The following is a 13,814-nucleotide window of genomic DNA, read 5'->3' on the forward strand; positions in this document are numbered from 1 at the left end:
CCATGTCTGAACCCGCCATCCCGCCACTAACCCTGACCATCATCACCGGCCTTTCCGGGGCAGGCAAGTCCACGGCCCTCAATGTTTTTGAGGATGCCGGGTTTCTCTGTATCGATAACCTCCCTGTTTTTCTCCTCCTGCCCCTGCTCGACGGCATGGCCCGGAAAGCTGATGGGCCCCACCGCCTGGCTCTGGTCATGGATGCCAGGGATGCCGAGCTTGCCCCCGCTCTGGCCGGAGTATTGAAGGAAGTGAAGCCCAAGGTCACGCTGGCGCAGATCGTTTTTCTCGAGGCCAATGACACGGTTCTGCTCCGGCGTTACAGTCAGCTGCGCCGCGCCCACCCCCTGGCTCAGGTCGGTTTGGTTCAGGACGGGATTGCCTCCGAAAAGACGCGTTTGGCCGGTCTTCGCCACCTGGCTGACCGGGTGATCGACACCAGCAATCTCACCCCCACCGAGCTGCGGCATAAGCTCCTGCAGCACGATGCTTCTCCGGTTGCCGACATGCGGGTGAACATCCTTTCTTTTGGCCATAAACATGGCTTGCCAAGCGAGGCAGACTTGTTGTTTGATGTCCGTTTTTTGCCAAACCCCTATTATGTGGCAGAGCTCAAGGAAAAAACCGGGCGCGATGCGGCGGTGGCTGCGCATGCCTTGGCAAATGAGAGCGGCCGCAAATTTTTCGCCCACCTTTCCGGGCTGCTTGATTTTTTGCTGCCGGAATTCGAACAGGCTGGCAAGGCCTATCTCACCATCGCCGTTGGCTGTACCGGCGGGAAACACCGCTCCGTCGCGGTGGCCGAGGAGGTTCATCGCCATCTTGCCGGGGGCAAATGGGTGGTGAAGCTCTTCCATCGTGATCTGGACAAATAGGGTAACTGTCCAGCAGCACCGCATCTGCTTTGTCATCGGCCTGCTCATTGCAATAGCACACTTCGCTGGCCTCTTTCGCGCATCTGCGGCAGCAGCGAAGCGGCGCTGCTGAACATTTACCCCCCCCCTTATTGATTTGCTATTTTTTTGCTTTAAGCTGGATCGTTGTCAAATAAAAAAACAAGGCGAAAGGCGCACAAGCGACCTGGGCCTGATGAGCGCATATGATGGAAACACCACTATTGGATTGGCAGGCAATAGACACGGTCCTGTTGGACATGGACGGCACCTTGCTGGACCGGCATTTTGACGATTATTTCTGGGAGCATTATGTGCCGGAGCACTATGCTCTGGAGCATGACCTTTCCATCGACGAGGCAAGGCAAGAGCTGTTGTCTCGCTATAAGGGCAGGGAGGGCACCCTCGCCTGGACCGATCTGGATTTCTGGTCCAATGAGCTGGGGCTTGATATCCCGGCCCTTAAAATGAAGATCAATCACCTTATCGGCGTACATCCCCATGTGGTGGTCTTTCTCAGGTTTTGTCGCGCGGCCGGCAAGAAGATCTATCTGGTGACCAACGCCCACAGCAAGACCCTGGCCATCAAGATGGAAAAAACGGCGCTGACCGGATATTTTGACCGGATCATCTGTGCGGAAGAGGTTGGGATGGCCAAGGAAGATCCGCGCTTCTGGCAAGGGCTGGAAGCGATGCTGGGCTATGAGAAAGAAAGAACCATGCTGGCCGATGACACCGCAAAGGTGTTGGCCTCTGCCCGGCAGTACGGCATGGGCTTTCTTGTCTTTGTTGCCCGCCCCAGCAGCCGCAAGCCGGTTGCCCGTTCAGAGGAGTTCCCTTCGGTGGTCGACTTTAAGGAGCTGATCCCTGAGACACACAAGGGATATGTTCCAGGATTCAGCTCAATCTCTCTGGAATGAATCGGAATTGTTTTAAACAAGTGCTTCGACAGGGCTCTCCTGAGCATGGTCGAAGGGCTCAGCACGAACGGAATCTCAATGAATTAAGTGATTTCCGTTCATCCTGACCCCGTCGAAGGATCGCTGTTTTGCGGCTATTGTTAAAGGGTTTTGTCGCATGCACCTGTCCCTGCGTATCCCAGCCTTGAATCTGTGAACCCCAAAGGAACAATCATGCACGAAAAAGAACGGGCGGAAATGATCGCGGTTATTGGCGATTTCTTGGAGCTGGGCCATGTGGAGAACATCATGGCCATGTTCAGGCAGGACCCTTCTCTCTACGCGCTCAGCGGCGAGCTGCTGCGTGATGAGCGCTTTCGGGTGCGGATGGGGATGGCGGTGCTTTTTGAAGAGATGATGGCTATCCACCCGCAGGAGGTGGCGCTCGCTATTCCCTCCTTGCTTCCGGTGCTCAGTGAGGAGACGGTGTGGATGCGGGGGGAGGCCGTGACCCTGCTGGGCATCATCGGCACCACCGAGGCGTTGGCCCACCTCAAGCCCCTGGCCGATGACCCGGAGCCGCAGATCCGGGAGATGGTGGGGGATATTCTCAGTGAAAAGTGAAGCGTTGAAAATGAAGAGTGAAAAGCGGAGAACTTTTAATTTTTAACTTTTCACTCTTCATTTTTCACTGTTCTCCTACTCCTTCCAGTCGGGCCGTAACCCCAGCTCGGTCAGCTGCTTTCTCGCTACGGCGGACGGAGCATCGGTGAGCGGACAGGTCGCCTTCTGGGTTTTGGGGAAGGCGATAACGTCGCGGATGGAGTCGCGGCCCAGCAGGATCATCATCAAACGGTCCAGACCAAAGGCCATGCCGCCGTGCGGCGGCGCGCCCAGCTCAAGCGCCTTGACGAGAAAATCGAATTTGTCTGTCACTTCCTCTTCCGAAATGCCCAAGGCGGCAAAAACCCGTTCCTGCATCTCCTTCTGATGGATCCGGATGGAGCCGCCGCCGATCTCGGTGCCGTTTAAAACCAGGTCGTAGGCCCGGCTTCGCATCTTGCCCGGCTCCGTATCCATGAGGGGGATATCTTCCTCGTTGGGGGCGGTAAAGGGGTGATGCACGGCCGTATGCCGCTTCTGGTCATGGTCATACTCCAGGAGCGGAAAGTCGCAGACCCAGAGGAAGTTGAACTGCTTTTTGTCGATGAGGTTGAGCCTGCGCCCCATCTCAAGGCGCAGCTCGGACAACGCCTGGTGCACGACCCCTGGCTGGTCGGCGACAAAAAAGAGCAGGTCGTCGGTTTCGGCGCCCAGGGTTTTGCTCATGCCGGCCCGCTCCTCGTCGGAGAAGAACTTGGCAATGGGCGACTGCCATTCGCCATCCGGCTTGACCTTGACCCAGGCCAACCCCTTGGCTCCGAAATTGGCCACGTAAGCGGTGAGATCGTCGAGGTCCTTGCGGGAAAAATGGGCGCACCCTTTGGCGTTGATGGCCTTGACCATGCCGCCCTTTTCCACCACGGTGCGGAACACCTGGAAGCCGCAATTGCGCACCTCTTCGGTGAGGCTGATCAGCTCAAAGCCGAAACGGGTATCCGGTTTGTCGCAGCCGTAGCGGTTCATCGCCTCTTCATAGGTCATGCGCGGGAAGGGCAGGCTGAGCGTAAGGCCGATGGTTTCCTTGAACAGGAGTTGCATCAGCCCTTCGGCGATAGTGTAGATGTCCTCTTCTTCGACAAAAGAGAGCTCCATATCCACCTGGGTGAACTCGGGCTGCCGGTCGGCGCGCAGATCTTCATCGCGGAAACAGCGAACGATCTGGTAGTAGCGGTCCATGCCGGCCACCATCAGGAGCTGTTTGAACAGCTGCGGCGACTGGGGCAGGGCAAAGAATTTCCCCTGGTTGACCCGGCTCGGCACCAGATAGTCCCTGGCCCCTTCCGGAGTGGAGCGGGTGAGCACCGGGGTCTCGATCTCAAGAAAATTCTCGCCGTTGAGATAGGTGCGAATGGCCTGGGACGCTTTGTGCCGCATGATGAGGCTCTCGGCCATGCGGGGACGCCGCAGGTCGATGTAGCGGTACTTGAGGCGCAGGGTTTCGGAGATCTCGGTCTCCTCGTCCAGCGGAAAGGGCGGGGTCTTGCTCTGGTTGAGGATCCGTAACTCCGTGACCCGCACCTCGATCTCGCCGGTGGGGAGCTTGGGGTTGCGCATCCCATCGGGCCGCGCTTCGACAACGCCCCGGATGGCCAGGACCCACTCGCTTCTGATGTTATGGGCCTTGGCATGGATCTCGGCATTGATCTCGGGGTTGAACACCACCTGAGTGAGCCCCCAGCGGTCCCGCAGGTCGATGAAAATAACCCCGCCATGGTCCCGGCGCCTGAGCACCCACCCCATGAGAACGATCTCCTTGCCGACATCGGCTTGGGTCAGGGCATTACAGTTGTGGGTACGTTTGAGTCCTCCCATGGATTCCATAGGACTGCTCCTTTTAGGTAGTGAAAAATGAATAGTGAAAAGTGAAAAAAATTAACGCAACGGCGCAGAGGCGCGGGTGTGCGTAACCAAGATAGACCGTAGTATTATTCCGTCATTCCGGCGAAAGCCGGAGGTAAGCGAGCCAAGCGAGACTCCGATCCAGTTTTTTCAAGTATCGGCGGAAAGGTTGAACCCTGGTTTTCGTCGGGGTGACGATTTTTCCCGAGAGGACCAAGAAAACATCCTTTCTGTAGCCTATTGTTTGGTTTTCGCGATAGCCTCAATCAGCATCGCGCAGAAAGCCTCTTCCGTCCCCGCCAGAGCCACTTGCTGCTGCTCCTTGCTGCTCATATCGCGCAGCATCGCTTCGCCCTTGGCGAGCTCCTCCTCGCCCAGAATGAGGACAAAGCGCGCCTTGGCGCGGTCTGCTTGCTTCATCTGGCTTTTCAGGCTCTTGCCCTCAAGATCCATACCCACCTGCAGCCCTTTGCGCCGCAACAGGTGCACCAGGGGAAACGCCCTGACCGCAGCCTCCTCGCCCAGGGCGGCGACAAAAAGGTCTGTGGCGGTCTCAGGGCAGGACCCTGCGTTCTGCTGGCCCAGCAGGAGGGCCAGCCGTTCCATGCCCATGGCAAAGCCGATGCCGGGCATGTTCTTGGCCCCGCCCAACTGTGCCACCAGCCCGTCGTAGCGGCCGCCTGCCCCCACCGCGCTCTGCGCGCCCAGGGCATCGGTGACGAGCTCAAAGGTGGTGCGGGTGTAATAATCAAGGCCGCGGACCATGAAGGGGTTCACCGCGTAGGGAATTGCGAGGAGATCAAGGCTTGCCTTGGCCTGGCTGAAATGGTCCGCGCAGCCCGGGCAGAGATGCTCAAGGATGGAGGGCGCGTTCACATACTGCTCCTGGCAATGGCTGCTCTTGCAGTCCAGTACTCGGAGCGGGTTGCTTTGGCTGCGCCGCTGGCAATCTTCACAGATATGCTCTTTGCGGGCGGCCAGAAATTGTACCAGGGCCTCTTTGTAACCGGGCCGACAGGCCGGGCAACCCAGGGAGTTGATCTGCAGGCTCGTGGTAAGACCAAGCTCTTGCAGGATCAACCAGGCCATGGCGATCAGCTCGGCATCCAGACGGGGATGATCCAAGCCCAACACCTCGACGCTCATCTGGTGAAACTGCCGCAGCCTCCCCTTTTGCGGGCGTTCATGCCGGAACATGGGGCCGATGGTATAGAGGCGCTGCACCGGCAGCCTGGTCTGCAGACCATGCTCGATAAAGGCCCGCAGGACCGAAGCGGTGCCTTCCGGCCGCATGGTGACCGAATCGCCGTTGCGGTCGGGAAAGGAGTACATCTCTTTTTCGACGATATCGGTGGCCTCACCGATGGAGCGGGCAAAGAGCTCGGTCTTTTCCAGGATCGGCACCCGGATCTCGGTGAAGCCGAAGCGCTGAAAGATATCCCTGGCCGTGGCCTCGATATGCTGCCAGACCCCGACCTCATCGGGGAGAATATCCTTGAAGCCTTTGAGGGCCTGAATGGTCATCGTTTGCCTCGCCTGCACGGAAGAGATAAAAAACACCCAGCGATGTATCGCGGGGAAAATACGTCAATCAGAAATAATGGCAGAAAAACAGGTATTCTTATCCCTTCTCCGGCAAAAAGTCAAGAGAGGCAAGAGGGGAGAAGGTAAGCAAGGATAGTGAATGGGTAATTCGCCGGTGTTTGTCCGGACAGGCAATTCTCCCCCAGTCAAATACTAATAAAAAAAAGCCCTGCCGGAAATCCGGCAGGGCTTGATGTGAACAGCTTCCAACTAAACTGCTATGCGTAAGGCATAGACAGGATTAGAAGGTCATGGTCAGCGAGTGGGTCAGGATGTAGATGCTCTGTTCATCGTTAGCATTGATGGCGCTCTCGAAGTATTCGCCGGCATCCAGGTAGCCGAAATGTGCCTCGTAGGTCAGGTTGTCGAGCAGCTTGTAAGCAGCGCCGACGTTGTACTCCCAGCCGTAGGAATCATCTGCACCTGCAGCAACCTCGTCAGCCTTGGCCCAGCCGATTGCGCCGTGCAGGGACAACTGGTTGGAAACCGCATAGTCGGCAGCAGCAACGATGGCGTGTACGCCATTGGTGCTCATGCCGCCGGTCATGCCGTTGAAGAGATCGTTGTTCAACAGGCCGGTGTGACGGCCGGTGAGGATGTAGAGGGGCTCGAAGAGATCGCCGGTGCCGGTTTCGCCCAGAGCATTCTCGATATCAGTGGAGGTAGCATCCTGGCCCTGGCCGTAGAAGTACATGAGGCTCGGGGTCAGGGCGTCAACCTTGGCACCTACCTGCAGCATGCCTGCCCAAGAATCGTAATCTCGGTCAGCGGTGCCAGCGGCAACAAAATCTTTCTCGCCGAAGAAGTGGGTCAACTCGGCGTTAACAAAGTAGTTGTCCATCTTGTACTTGCCATAGGCGGTCAACTCTTGCTTGCTGGTGGTGTAGGTTGGATGCGCAGCAGTGTCATTGTCGTTGTAGTAGCCGTAGTGCAGGCCGGAATCAAGATTTTCGTTCTTGTAGTACACACGACCAACATACTTGTCGGAATCGTTAGCGGTCTGTGAGTTGGCAGTAACACTGTTCTCCGTAACCTTTTCTACGTAGAACAGGGTGGACCAAGGGCCGTCTGCCAGGAAGGAAGGGTAGAGCATAACCCGGTTGGCGCGGGAATCGAAATCACGGAAGCCGGTGCCGTATGCGCCGGCAGAGGTGCGACCCAATTTCATCTTGCCGATGGGGGAGGCATAGTCCATGTACAGCTGCCAAACTTCGACATCACTATTGGCTCCACCAATGTTGCGGTCAGCAGCAAGATCGCCGTCAACCTGGTTGCCCCAGAAGGTGTCGTCTGCGAGACGGATAACCGAGGTCATGGAGATCTTGTCGTTGACCTTCATGGTGGGCTTCATCTCAAAGGTGTGCAGGTAGTAGTTGTCGGAGAGGTTATCTTCGCCAACTTCTTCGGTGGGATTAACGCCATTGCCGGAACCATCGGACAGATATGCGCCTTCAACCAGGTACATGCCGCTCATTTTAAATTCAACGGCGGAGGCAGTGGTGGCCAGTCCCGCGACCAGGCCCAAAGCTGCGACTGTAGATAATACTTTTTTCATCTCTTATCTCCTTGATAAGTGTTAATAAAAAAAAGACTCAAGTCCGTTAAAGCAAATTCTTAGACGCAATGTCAAGTTTTTTTTACCGCAGTCTAATTTTTTTTACCGGGAGAGGAACCAATCCTCACCCTTACGCTATGACCTGGACCACGTGTGAAATGCGTTTGGCTTGACAGGCTCACCACGAACGGCGCTTGTCTTCTGCTCTATGCCTGTAGGGCACGCAACACTTCGGTTTCCGCCACCCACCTGTCACCCTTTGCATTCTCGATTGCGGCGGCCATCACTTTCATGGTCTTGTGGGCGGCAAGAATTTCCTGTGTTTCCATGCGCTCTTCATATTTCTTTACGGTCTTACTGCTCCTGCTTTTTGCTGAAATCCAGTTGGTAGATGAGCATGGTCGAGGTCTGTTCGCTGAACATGTCCAGCGAACCGGCGTTGAGCGCCAGTCCCACCAGCAGCTCAGCACCCTTCTTGTCCGCATTGGGGCGGAGAAGGTAGTCCACGATATAGCCGTCGATCTTTCTTGTCCGCCACAGCTCGGAGAGGGCGATGCCGTTCCAGCTCAGGGCGTGGATCTCGCCGGAGGGGTAATTTTTCATGTTGGTGAACAACCGCGACGAGGTGGAGAGGTTTTTGTTGATGATGATGTCCAGTTGGCCGTCGCCATTGACGTCATAGGCGATGATCCGCGAGGGGATGTAGATGCGGGCGGAGCTATCCTGGCTACTTTCTTTGCTTGCGCCAAAGGCATCGGTGCCCCCGATGTAGCGGGTGGTGCCGCCGTAAAACTCATCGCTCTTCCAGAGGACGGTGCCGCTGGAGCGCATGACCTTGAGGCGGTCGTATTGGTCGATGGCGATGATCTCCCGGCTGCCGTCGTTATCGAGATCGGCAATGGTGAAATCAAACAGGTTGAGGCTCTCCGGAACCTCCATGGCGCTGCCTGCTTTTAGATCCTTATTGCCCTGGTCAAGACGGAAGATCCCCGGGTCAACCGCTTTGTTCGATCCTGCCCGCTGGCCGGCCAGGACCATGCCTTCGCCCGGGATGGGCATGGCCCGGATGTACCATCTGGCATCCTGGAACAGATAGTTGCCCTTGTCTGCCCCAAGCCACTCGAAGGCAAAGGAGTTGGGTTGTTTTGCGTCTGCCGCGCTGACATAGATTTCCGGCTTGCCGTTTTTGTCCAAGTCGGCCACGGTGATGGCGTGAATGCGGTATCCTGCCTTGCCTTGGATTTGGCCAACCTTGCGTAAGCGATTCTCGTCGCGCTTATAGATTTGCACGGAGTCGATGTCGGCAAAAATCACCTCGTCCTGGCCGTCGCCGTCAAGATCGGCCGTTTCCATGTACTGCAGGGAAAGCTTCATGTTCTGGGTTTTCTGGAACTCGCTGGTGATGCCTTTCGGATAGATAAAGGGTGAGCCGCCTCCCGCGCCGGTGCGGCCGGCAAAGGCCCGGTCCGGATGGGCCGTAGCATACTGGGGCTGGGCAGCCTGCCCGGCTGCTTGGGGTTGGACCAGCGCGGTGGCGGGGCGTTTGTGGGCGAAGATCTTCTCGCCTATATCCCAAGCGAGCGAGTCGATGCTCTGGATAATCTCGCTTTCGTTCTTGGCTGTGGCATAAAAATTCCGTGTCTGCCCCTTGGCCACCTCAAAAAACTTGGCATCCAGGGAAAGACTGCCGCCCAGGGAGGTGAGGCTGCCGGCCACCAGGTAGTCGGCCTGAAGCGATTTGGCCAATTTGAGATACGCCTCGTTCTGGGTCGGGTTCCCGGCGCTGGCCAGGGCCTTGTCCACCGTGGCGTTGTCGATTACGGTGAGGCCGATCTCCGAGGCAAGCCGGCTTGCCAGCATATTGCGGATGCCGCTGGTGAGATAGCTCATGTCCTGGGGGGCGTTGGCCTTGAAGGGCAGGAAGGCGATGCGTCCGGTCTGGGCGGTGCCGGTGCTCGGCAAGGCGAGCTGCATGGCGAAAATCAGTGCGGCAAGCATTGCCGGGAAGATTGTACGCTGGATTTGTTTGAGCATGACCTGTTTCCTTATTGAAAAGAAGGGTAGTTTTCCGTAGAGTTTAAAACTTGAAGCTTACCCCGAAGAAACGTGGGAGGGCAAGAGTTTTTTGTAAACCATGCGGCTGCGATGCTTACTGGAATCGGTCTCTTTTGCGAAGCAAGACGGTTCGGACGAACGAGTGAAAGGATATATATGAAAACCACCATCTATCTTATTCGGCATGGGGTTACTGCGGCAAACAAGAATGATCTCTTTGCCGGACGCACCCAGGAGCCCTTGCATCCGGAGGGAGAGTCCCAGCTTTTGGAGGTTGGGAAAAGACTTGCTCTTTGCGCGATCAACAAGATTTTCTCTGGTCCTTTGGCGAGGACCAGGCAGTCGGCCGGGATTGTTGGCGACTTGCTCTCCGTGCCGGTTGAAGCGAAGGATGCGTTAAACGAGATCCGCATTCCCCATTGGGATGGCCTGACCAAGGAGATGATTCGGGCGAGGTTTGCCTCTGAATATCCAACCTGGCTAGCCGACCCGGCTGGCTTTAGCGTTTCGGGCTGTGAGACCATTGCCGAGGTGCAGGGGAGGGCGGTCGCTTTTATTGAATCACTCTGTGCTGAATTTCCAGGGCAGACCTTGTTGGTGGTTTCGCATTTGATCGTGGTTCGGGCGCTGCTGCTCCATTATCTGGCGCGACCCCTTGGGGAGTTTCGGGCAATCAAGGTGGGGAATGCCCAAGTCGTTACTCTGGTGCGGGATGATACGGGAGGGACTACGGTGGAGATGTGATGGTCACTTTCCGCTTCTTGGGTTTTCTAATAATTATCCCACAATAAGTCCGCCAATCACCTCACTGATCCCGGAAAGTTTATTTTCCGTCACATACCGGCCAAGTCCTTCGACGATCTCCTGGCTGGCACGGGGGTTGATGAAGTTGGCGGTGCCAACCTCGATGGCTGTTGCCCCAGCCAAAAGAAATTCCAGGGCATCCTCGGTGGTGGTGATGCCGCCGATGCCGATCACCGGTATCTTTACGGCCTGGGCCACCTGCCAGACCATGCGCAGGGCAATGGGTTTGATCGCCGGGCCTGAGAGGCCGCCTACGATATTGGCCAGCTTCGGTCTGCGGCTTTTCACATCAATGGCCATGCCCAGCAGGGTGTTGATCAGAGAGACCGCCTGTGCCCCGCCCGCTTCCACACCCCTGGCGATCTGGGTTATGTCCGTGACATTGGGGGAAAGTTTGACGATTACCGGCAGGGTGGTGTGGGCGCACACCGCCCGGGTTACTGCCTCGGCCATGGCCGGATCGGTGCCAAAGGCAACCCCGCCCTTTTTCACATTGGGGCAGGAGATATTGACCTCCAGCCCGCTGATCCCCTCAACCTCGCTGAGCCGTTGAGCCAAGGTCTGATATTCTTCCAGGCTGTCTCCCAGGATATTGACGATAACCCTGGTCCCTATTCCCCGCAGATAGTCCATTTTCTCGCTAATAAAGCGGTCAAGCCCCACATTTTCAAGGCCGATGGCGTTGAGCATCCCTCCTGCTGTTTCCACGATGCGGGGCGGAGGATTGCCCCGGCGCGGTGCCAGCGAGATGCCTTTAACCACCACCCCGCCCAGGTGATGGAGATTAACGAAGGGGGCGAACTCCTTGGCGTAGCCGAAGGTTCCGGAGGCGGTAAGGACGGGATTCTTGAAAACGAGGTCGCCAATGGTGACGCGTAAATCCGGTTGATTCATAGCCAGGCCACCTCGTTTGCATTAAATACCGGGCCATCCTTGCAGACATGGAGATAGGGGCCGGAGAGATCGGCCCGAGGTATCGCGCAGCCGAGACAGGCGGAGATTCCACAGGCCATCATGGTTTCCAGGGAGACCTGGCATTGCCACTCCTGCTGTCGGCATGCCTTGACCACCGCCTTCATCATCGGATGCGGGCCGCAGGTGCACACCGACCATTGGTTTCCAGGCGCAAGGTGCTGGAGAAGCAGTTCAGCCACAAACCCTTGGTGGCCGAGACTCCCATCGTCGGTGGCAAGATGGGTTTGGGTAACCCCGATATCCATGAAATCCCGGGGCAGCGGGCCAAATTCGGCGGCAGTACGAGCGCCGAGCAGGACCACGCATTTGGGGGGATTGGCGGTGCGCAGGATCTCTTTGGCAAGAAAATAGAGGGGAGCAATGCCCATCCCTCCGCCCACTAGGCAAAGTGCTTGTTGGTCGGAAAAATCGAAACCGTGCCCCAGGGGACCGGTCAGCTTCAGCCTTTGCCCCGGAGTCAAAGCGGCGAGCATCCGGGTTCCTTTCCCTACAACCTTATAAAGAAGCTGTACCAGCTCATTGCCGATGGTTTGGTGGATGGAAAGAGGGCGGCGGAGAAGGGGGTCATAGCACGAGGCGGTTTGCACCATGACAAATTGTCCGGGCCGCGCCTGGCTCGCAATTTCCGGGGCCTTCAGCGACAGGCGGAATATTTCCGGAGTGAGCTGTTCCTGTCGGACGATTTCGGCCTGTTCTTCAAATTGATTCATGGTTAACTATTCGAAAATAAAGATTATTTTGCTGATCCTGGCATCAAGAGCGACAATACCCGCTCGAGGTCATCGTGTGAGTAGTACTCGATTTCCACTTTGCCCCGGGTGCCGCTTTGAATGATCCGGGCCTTGGTATCCAGGTAATTGATGAGCCCGTTGGCCAGTGACTTGCAATAGGACTCGGGCAATTCATTGGCCGATTTCCGGGGCTGTCGTTTTGCCCCGCTGCTTGCGCCGGCCATTTTTTTCTTCTGTTTTTGCGCCAAGGCTTCGGCCTGGCGAACCGTAAGCCCTTGTTGGACAATCTCGTTTCTGACCTCTCGCATGACTGCTTCATCGCCAACGCTGAGCAATACTCTGGCATGGCCCATGCTTAAGGTGCCGCGGGCCAGATCCTCCTTGGCAAAATCGGGGAGCTGGTTGATCCGCAGGGCGTTGGCTACGGTTGAGCGCTCTTTGCCGACCCGCTTTGCCACCTCTTCCTGGGTCAGGTGAAATTCCTTTACCAGGCGGAGGTAGGCTTCTGCCTCTTCCAGCGGATTCAGATCCTGACGCTGGATATTTTCGATCAGCGCGAGTTCGAGGCGGTCAAGAGGGGTGACGTCTTTGAGCAAAACCGGAACCTCGTCCAGTCCGGCCATCTTGGCGGCCCTCCAGCGCCTTTCTCCTGCGATGATCTGGTATTTCCCTTCCTCACCATGCGCACAGACAACGAGTGGCAGCAAAACACCCTTCTCGTGGATAGAGGCCGAAAGTTGGGCCAGGGCGACATCATTAATATCTTTTCGCGGCTGATTTGGGTTGGGTTCAATGGCCCCAATGGGGCATAAGAAATATTCCCGTCCATCGGAACCGCTGGACGGCAAGAGGGCGTCCAGCCCTTTGCCGAGTGCCGAGGTTGATTTTTTTATCATGGTTTTCCCTCCTCTTTTGTCGCAAGCTTCGGTTGCTTGCGGAGAAACTCTTTTCCAAGCTGGTAATAACTGAGCGCACCGCTTGAGCGCTTATCGTACACGATCGCGGCCTGTCCGTGGCTTGGGGCCTCGCTGAGGCGGACATTCCGTGGAATCACCGTGTCATACACCCGCCCTTGAAAATGATTTTTAACCTCGGTAACCACCTGATGGGTCAGCTTGTTGCGGCCATCGTACATGGTCAGAAGCAGCCCTTCTATGGCAAGGTCCCGATTGTACGAGTTTTTTACCAGGCGGATGGTCCTAACCAGCTGGCTCAAACCCTCAAGGGCAAAATATTCACATTGGAGAGGGATGAGAACAGTGTCTGCGGCGGTGAGCGCGTTGATCGTTAACAGGCCAAGGGATGGGGGGCAGTCGATGAAGATGTAGTCATACTCCTGGCGGACATCCGCCAGGAGATTGCCCAGGTACCGTTCCCGTTTCACCGCGGTCATCAGCTCAACCTCGACCCCGATCAGGTCGATATGGGTCGGAAGAACAGAGAGTTTTTTAAACCCGGGCACCGGCTGTACAACCGCTTTGGTTTCCGCCTCTCCCATAAAGCAATGATAGAGGTGGGTTCCGCCATTGGCGCGACTGACCCCGAGCCCGCTGGAGGTGTTTCCTTGTGGGTCGGAATCGACCACCAGGACCTTTCTGCCCAGCAACGCCACTGAGGCGGCCAGGTTTATTGCGGTGGTTGTCTTGCCCACGCCGCCCTTCTGGTTGGCCAAGGCCACAATTTTCGCGCCGTTTCCCATGTTGAAAAACCTCCGCCGGATGTGGGTTTCTGGCCGAATTTCGCCAGATTTTTCTCGCGGGCATCTCTTCTGAGGGTGGCAATGAGCCTTCGGCCCCTCGCTTAGGAGCAATAGTAA

General features: G+C 56.8%; 13 protein-coding genes. 4 read left to right on the forward strand and 9 right to left on the reverse strand.

Annotated elements, in window-relative coordinates:
• Window positions 1–2 precede the first annotated feature (2 nt).
• The 3 genes from rapZ (at window position 3) to OLX77_RS05765 (ending at window position 2,416) form a co-directional block, all read left to right on the forward strand.
• Entirely contained in the window at window positions 3–875 is an 873-nt protein-coding gene (gene rapZ / locus OLX77_RS05755) for an RNase adapter RapZ (protein WP_307632640.1), read from the forward strand.
• A gap of 224 nt (window positions 876–1,099) precedes the next feature.
• A complete protein-coding gene (gene yrfG, locus OLX77_RS05760) occupies window positions 1,100–1,813 on the forward strand; it encodes a GMP/IMP nucleotidase (protein ID WP_307632641.1) in 714 nt (237 codons plus the stop codon).
• 213 nt (window positions 1,814–2,026) lie between these two features.
• Window positions 2,027–2,416 carry a HEAT repeat domain-containing protein gene (locus OLX77_RS05765; RefSeq protein ID WP_307632642.1) on the forward strand — a complete coding sequence of 130 codons (390 nt, stop codon included), beginning with the start codon at window positions 2,027–2,029 and terminating at the stop codon, window positions 2,414–2,416.
• A 75-nt stretch (window positions 2,417–2,491) separates the two neighbouring features.
• Here the strand turns inward: OLX77_RS05765 and aspS are convergent, their stop codons facing one another.
• The 5 genes from aspS to OLX77_RS05790 form a co-directional block, all read right to left on the reverse strand.
• The gene (gene aspS, locus OLX77_RS05770; RefSeq protein WP_307632643.1) at window positions 2,492–4,276 is read right to left on the reverse strand and encodes an aspartate--tRNA ligase; all 1,785 of its coding nucleotides are present in this window, start codon (window positions 4,274–4,276) and stop codon (window positions 2,492–2,494) included.
• Between the two features lie 255 nt (window positions 4,277–4,531).
• On the reverse strand, window positions 4,532–5,818 hold the full coding sequence (gene hisS, locus OLX77_RS05775) for a histidine--tRNA ligase (protein WP_307632644.1): 1,287 nt from the start codon (window positions 5,816–5,818) through the stop codon (window positions 4,532–4,534).
• A gap of 301 nt (window positions 5,819–6,119) precedes the next feature.
• Window positions 6,120–7,433, reverse strand: a complete 1,314-nt coding sequence (locus tag OLX77_RS05780; protein ID WP_307632645.1) for a hypothetical protein — start codon at window positions 7,431–7,433, stop codon at window positions 6,120–6,122.
• Window positions 7,434–7,639: 206 nt separating this feature from the next.
• Window positions 7,640–7,762 carry a hypothetical protein gene (locus OLX77_RS05785; RefSeq protein WP_307632646.1) on the reverse strand — a complete coding sequence of 41 codons (123 nt, stop codon included), beginning with the start codon at window positions 7,760–7,762 and terminating at the stop codon, window positions 7,640–7,642.
• A gap of 25 nt (window positions 7,763–7,787) precedes the next feature.
• On the reverse strand, window positions 7,788–9,467 hold the full coding sequence (locus tag OLX77_RS05790; RefSeq protein ID WP_307632647.1) for an FG-GAP repeat domain-containing protein: 1,680 nt from the start codon (window positions 9,465–9,467) through the stop codon (window positions 7,788–7,790).
• A 177-nt stretch (window positions 9,468–9,644) separates the two neighbouring features.
• On the opposite strand from OLX77_RS05790, the gene OLX77_RS05795 reads away from it, so the two are divergent.
• Window positions 9,645–10,232 carry a histidine phosphatase family protein gene (locus tag OLX77_RS05795; RefSeq protein ID WP_307632648.1) on the forward strand — a complete coding sequence of 196 codons (588 nt, stop codon included), beginning with the start codon at window positions 9,645–9,647 and terminating at the stop codon, window positions 10,230–10,232.
• Between the two features lie 33 nt (window positions 10,233–10,265).
• Here OLX77_RS05795 and OLX77_RS05800 read toward each other — a convergent pair whose 3' ends face one another.
• Genes OLX77_RS05800 through OLX77_RS05815 form a run of 4 tightly spaced genes read right to left on the reverse strand, consistent with a single transcriptional unit; the run spans window position 10,266 to window position 13,697 of the window.
• Window positions 10,266–11,186: a dihydroorotate dehydrogenase gene (locus tag OLX77_RS05800; protein WP_307632649.1), complete on the reverse strand. Its 921-nt coding sequence runs from the start codon at window positions 11,184–11,186 to the stop codon at window positions 10,266–10,268.
• The gene (locus tag OLX77_RS05805) at window positions 11,183–11,977 is read right to left on the reverse strand and encodes a dihydroorotate dehydrogenase electron transfer subunit (RefSeq protein WP_307632650.1); all 795 of its coding nucleotides are present in this window, start codon (window positions 11,975–11,977) and stop codon (window positions 11,183–11,185) included. The genes OLX77_RS05800 and OLX77_RS05805 overlap by 4 nt, the downstream gene beginning before the upstream one ends.
• Window positions 11,978–12,000: 23 nt before the next feature.
• On the reverse strand, window positions 12,001–12,894 hold the full coding sequence (locus OLX77_RS05810) for a ParB/RepB/Spo0J family partition protein (RefSeq protein ID WP_307632651.1): 894 nt from the start codon (window positions 12,892–12,894) through the stop codon (window positions 12,001–12,003).
• On the reverse strand, window positions 12,891–13,697 hold the full coding sequence (locus OLX77_RS05815; RefSeq protein WP_307632652.1) for a ParA family protein: 807 nt from the start codon (window positions 13,695–13,697) through the stop codon (window positions 12,891–12,893). The genes OLX77_RS05810 and OLX77_RS05815 overlap by 4 nt, the downstream gene beginning before the upstream one ends.
• Window positions 13,698–13,814 lie beyond the last annotated feature (117 nt).

The organism is Thiovibrio frasassiensis (assembly GCF_029607905.1).
In the GTDB taxonomy this organism is placed as follows: Bacteria; Desulfobacterota; Desulfobulbia; order Desulfobulbales; family Desulfurivibrionaceae; genus Thiovibrio; species Thiovibrio frasassiensis.

Coding starts and splice junctions, on each gene's coding strand:
- rapZ (WP_307632640.1), top strand. CDS start 3: ATGTCTGAACCCGCCATCCCGCCACTAACCCTGACCATCATCACCGGC.
- OLX77_RS05795 (WP_307632648.1), top strand. CDS start 9,645: ATGAAAACCACCATCTATCTTATTCGGCATGGGGTTACTGCGGCAAAC.
- OLX77_RS05785 (WP_307632646.1), bottom strand. CDS start 7,762: ATGGAAACACAGGAAATTCTTGCCGCCCACAAGACCATGAAAGTGATG.
- OLX77_RS05765 (WP_307632642.1), top strand. CDS start 2,027: ATGCACGAAAAAGAACGGGCGGAAATGATCGCGGTTATTGGCGATTTC.
- OLX77_RS05805 (WP_307632650.1), bottom strand. CDS start 11,977: ATGAATCAATTTGAAGAACAGGCCGAAATCGTCCGACAGGAACAGCTC.
- OLX77_RS05790 (WP_307632647.1), bottom strand. CDS start 9,467: ATGCTCAAACAAATCCAGCGTACAATCTTCCCGGCAATGCTTGCCGCA.
- OLX77_RS05800 (WP_307632649.1), bottom strand. CDS start 11,186: ATGAATCAACCGGATTTACGCGTCACCATTGGCGACCTCGTTTTCAAG.
- aspS (WP_307632643.1), bottom strand. CDS start 4,276: ATGGAATCCATGGGAGGACTCAAACGTACCCACAACTGTAATGCCCTG.
- OLX77_RS05780 (WP_307632645.1), bottom strand. CDS start 7,433: ATGAAAAAAGTATTATCTACAGTCGCAGCTTTGGGCCTGGTCGCGGGA.
- hisS (WP_307632644.1), bottom strand. CDS start 5,818: ATGACCATTCAGGCCCTCAAAGGCTTCAAGGATATTCTCCCCGATGAG.
- OLX77_RS05815 (WP_307632652.1), bottom strand. CDS start 13,697: ATGGGAAACGGCGCGAAAATTGTGGCCTTGGCCAACCAGAAGGGCGGC.
- OLX77_RS05810 (WP_307632651.1), bottom strand. CDS start 12,894: ATGATAAAAAAATCAACCTCGGCACTCGGCAAAGGGCTGGACGCCCTC.
- yrfG (WP_307632641.1), top strand. CDS start 1,100: ATGATGGAAACACCACTATTGGATTGGCAGGCAATAGACACGGTCCTG.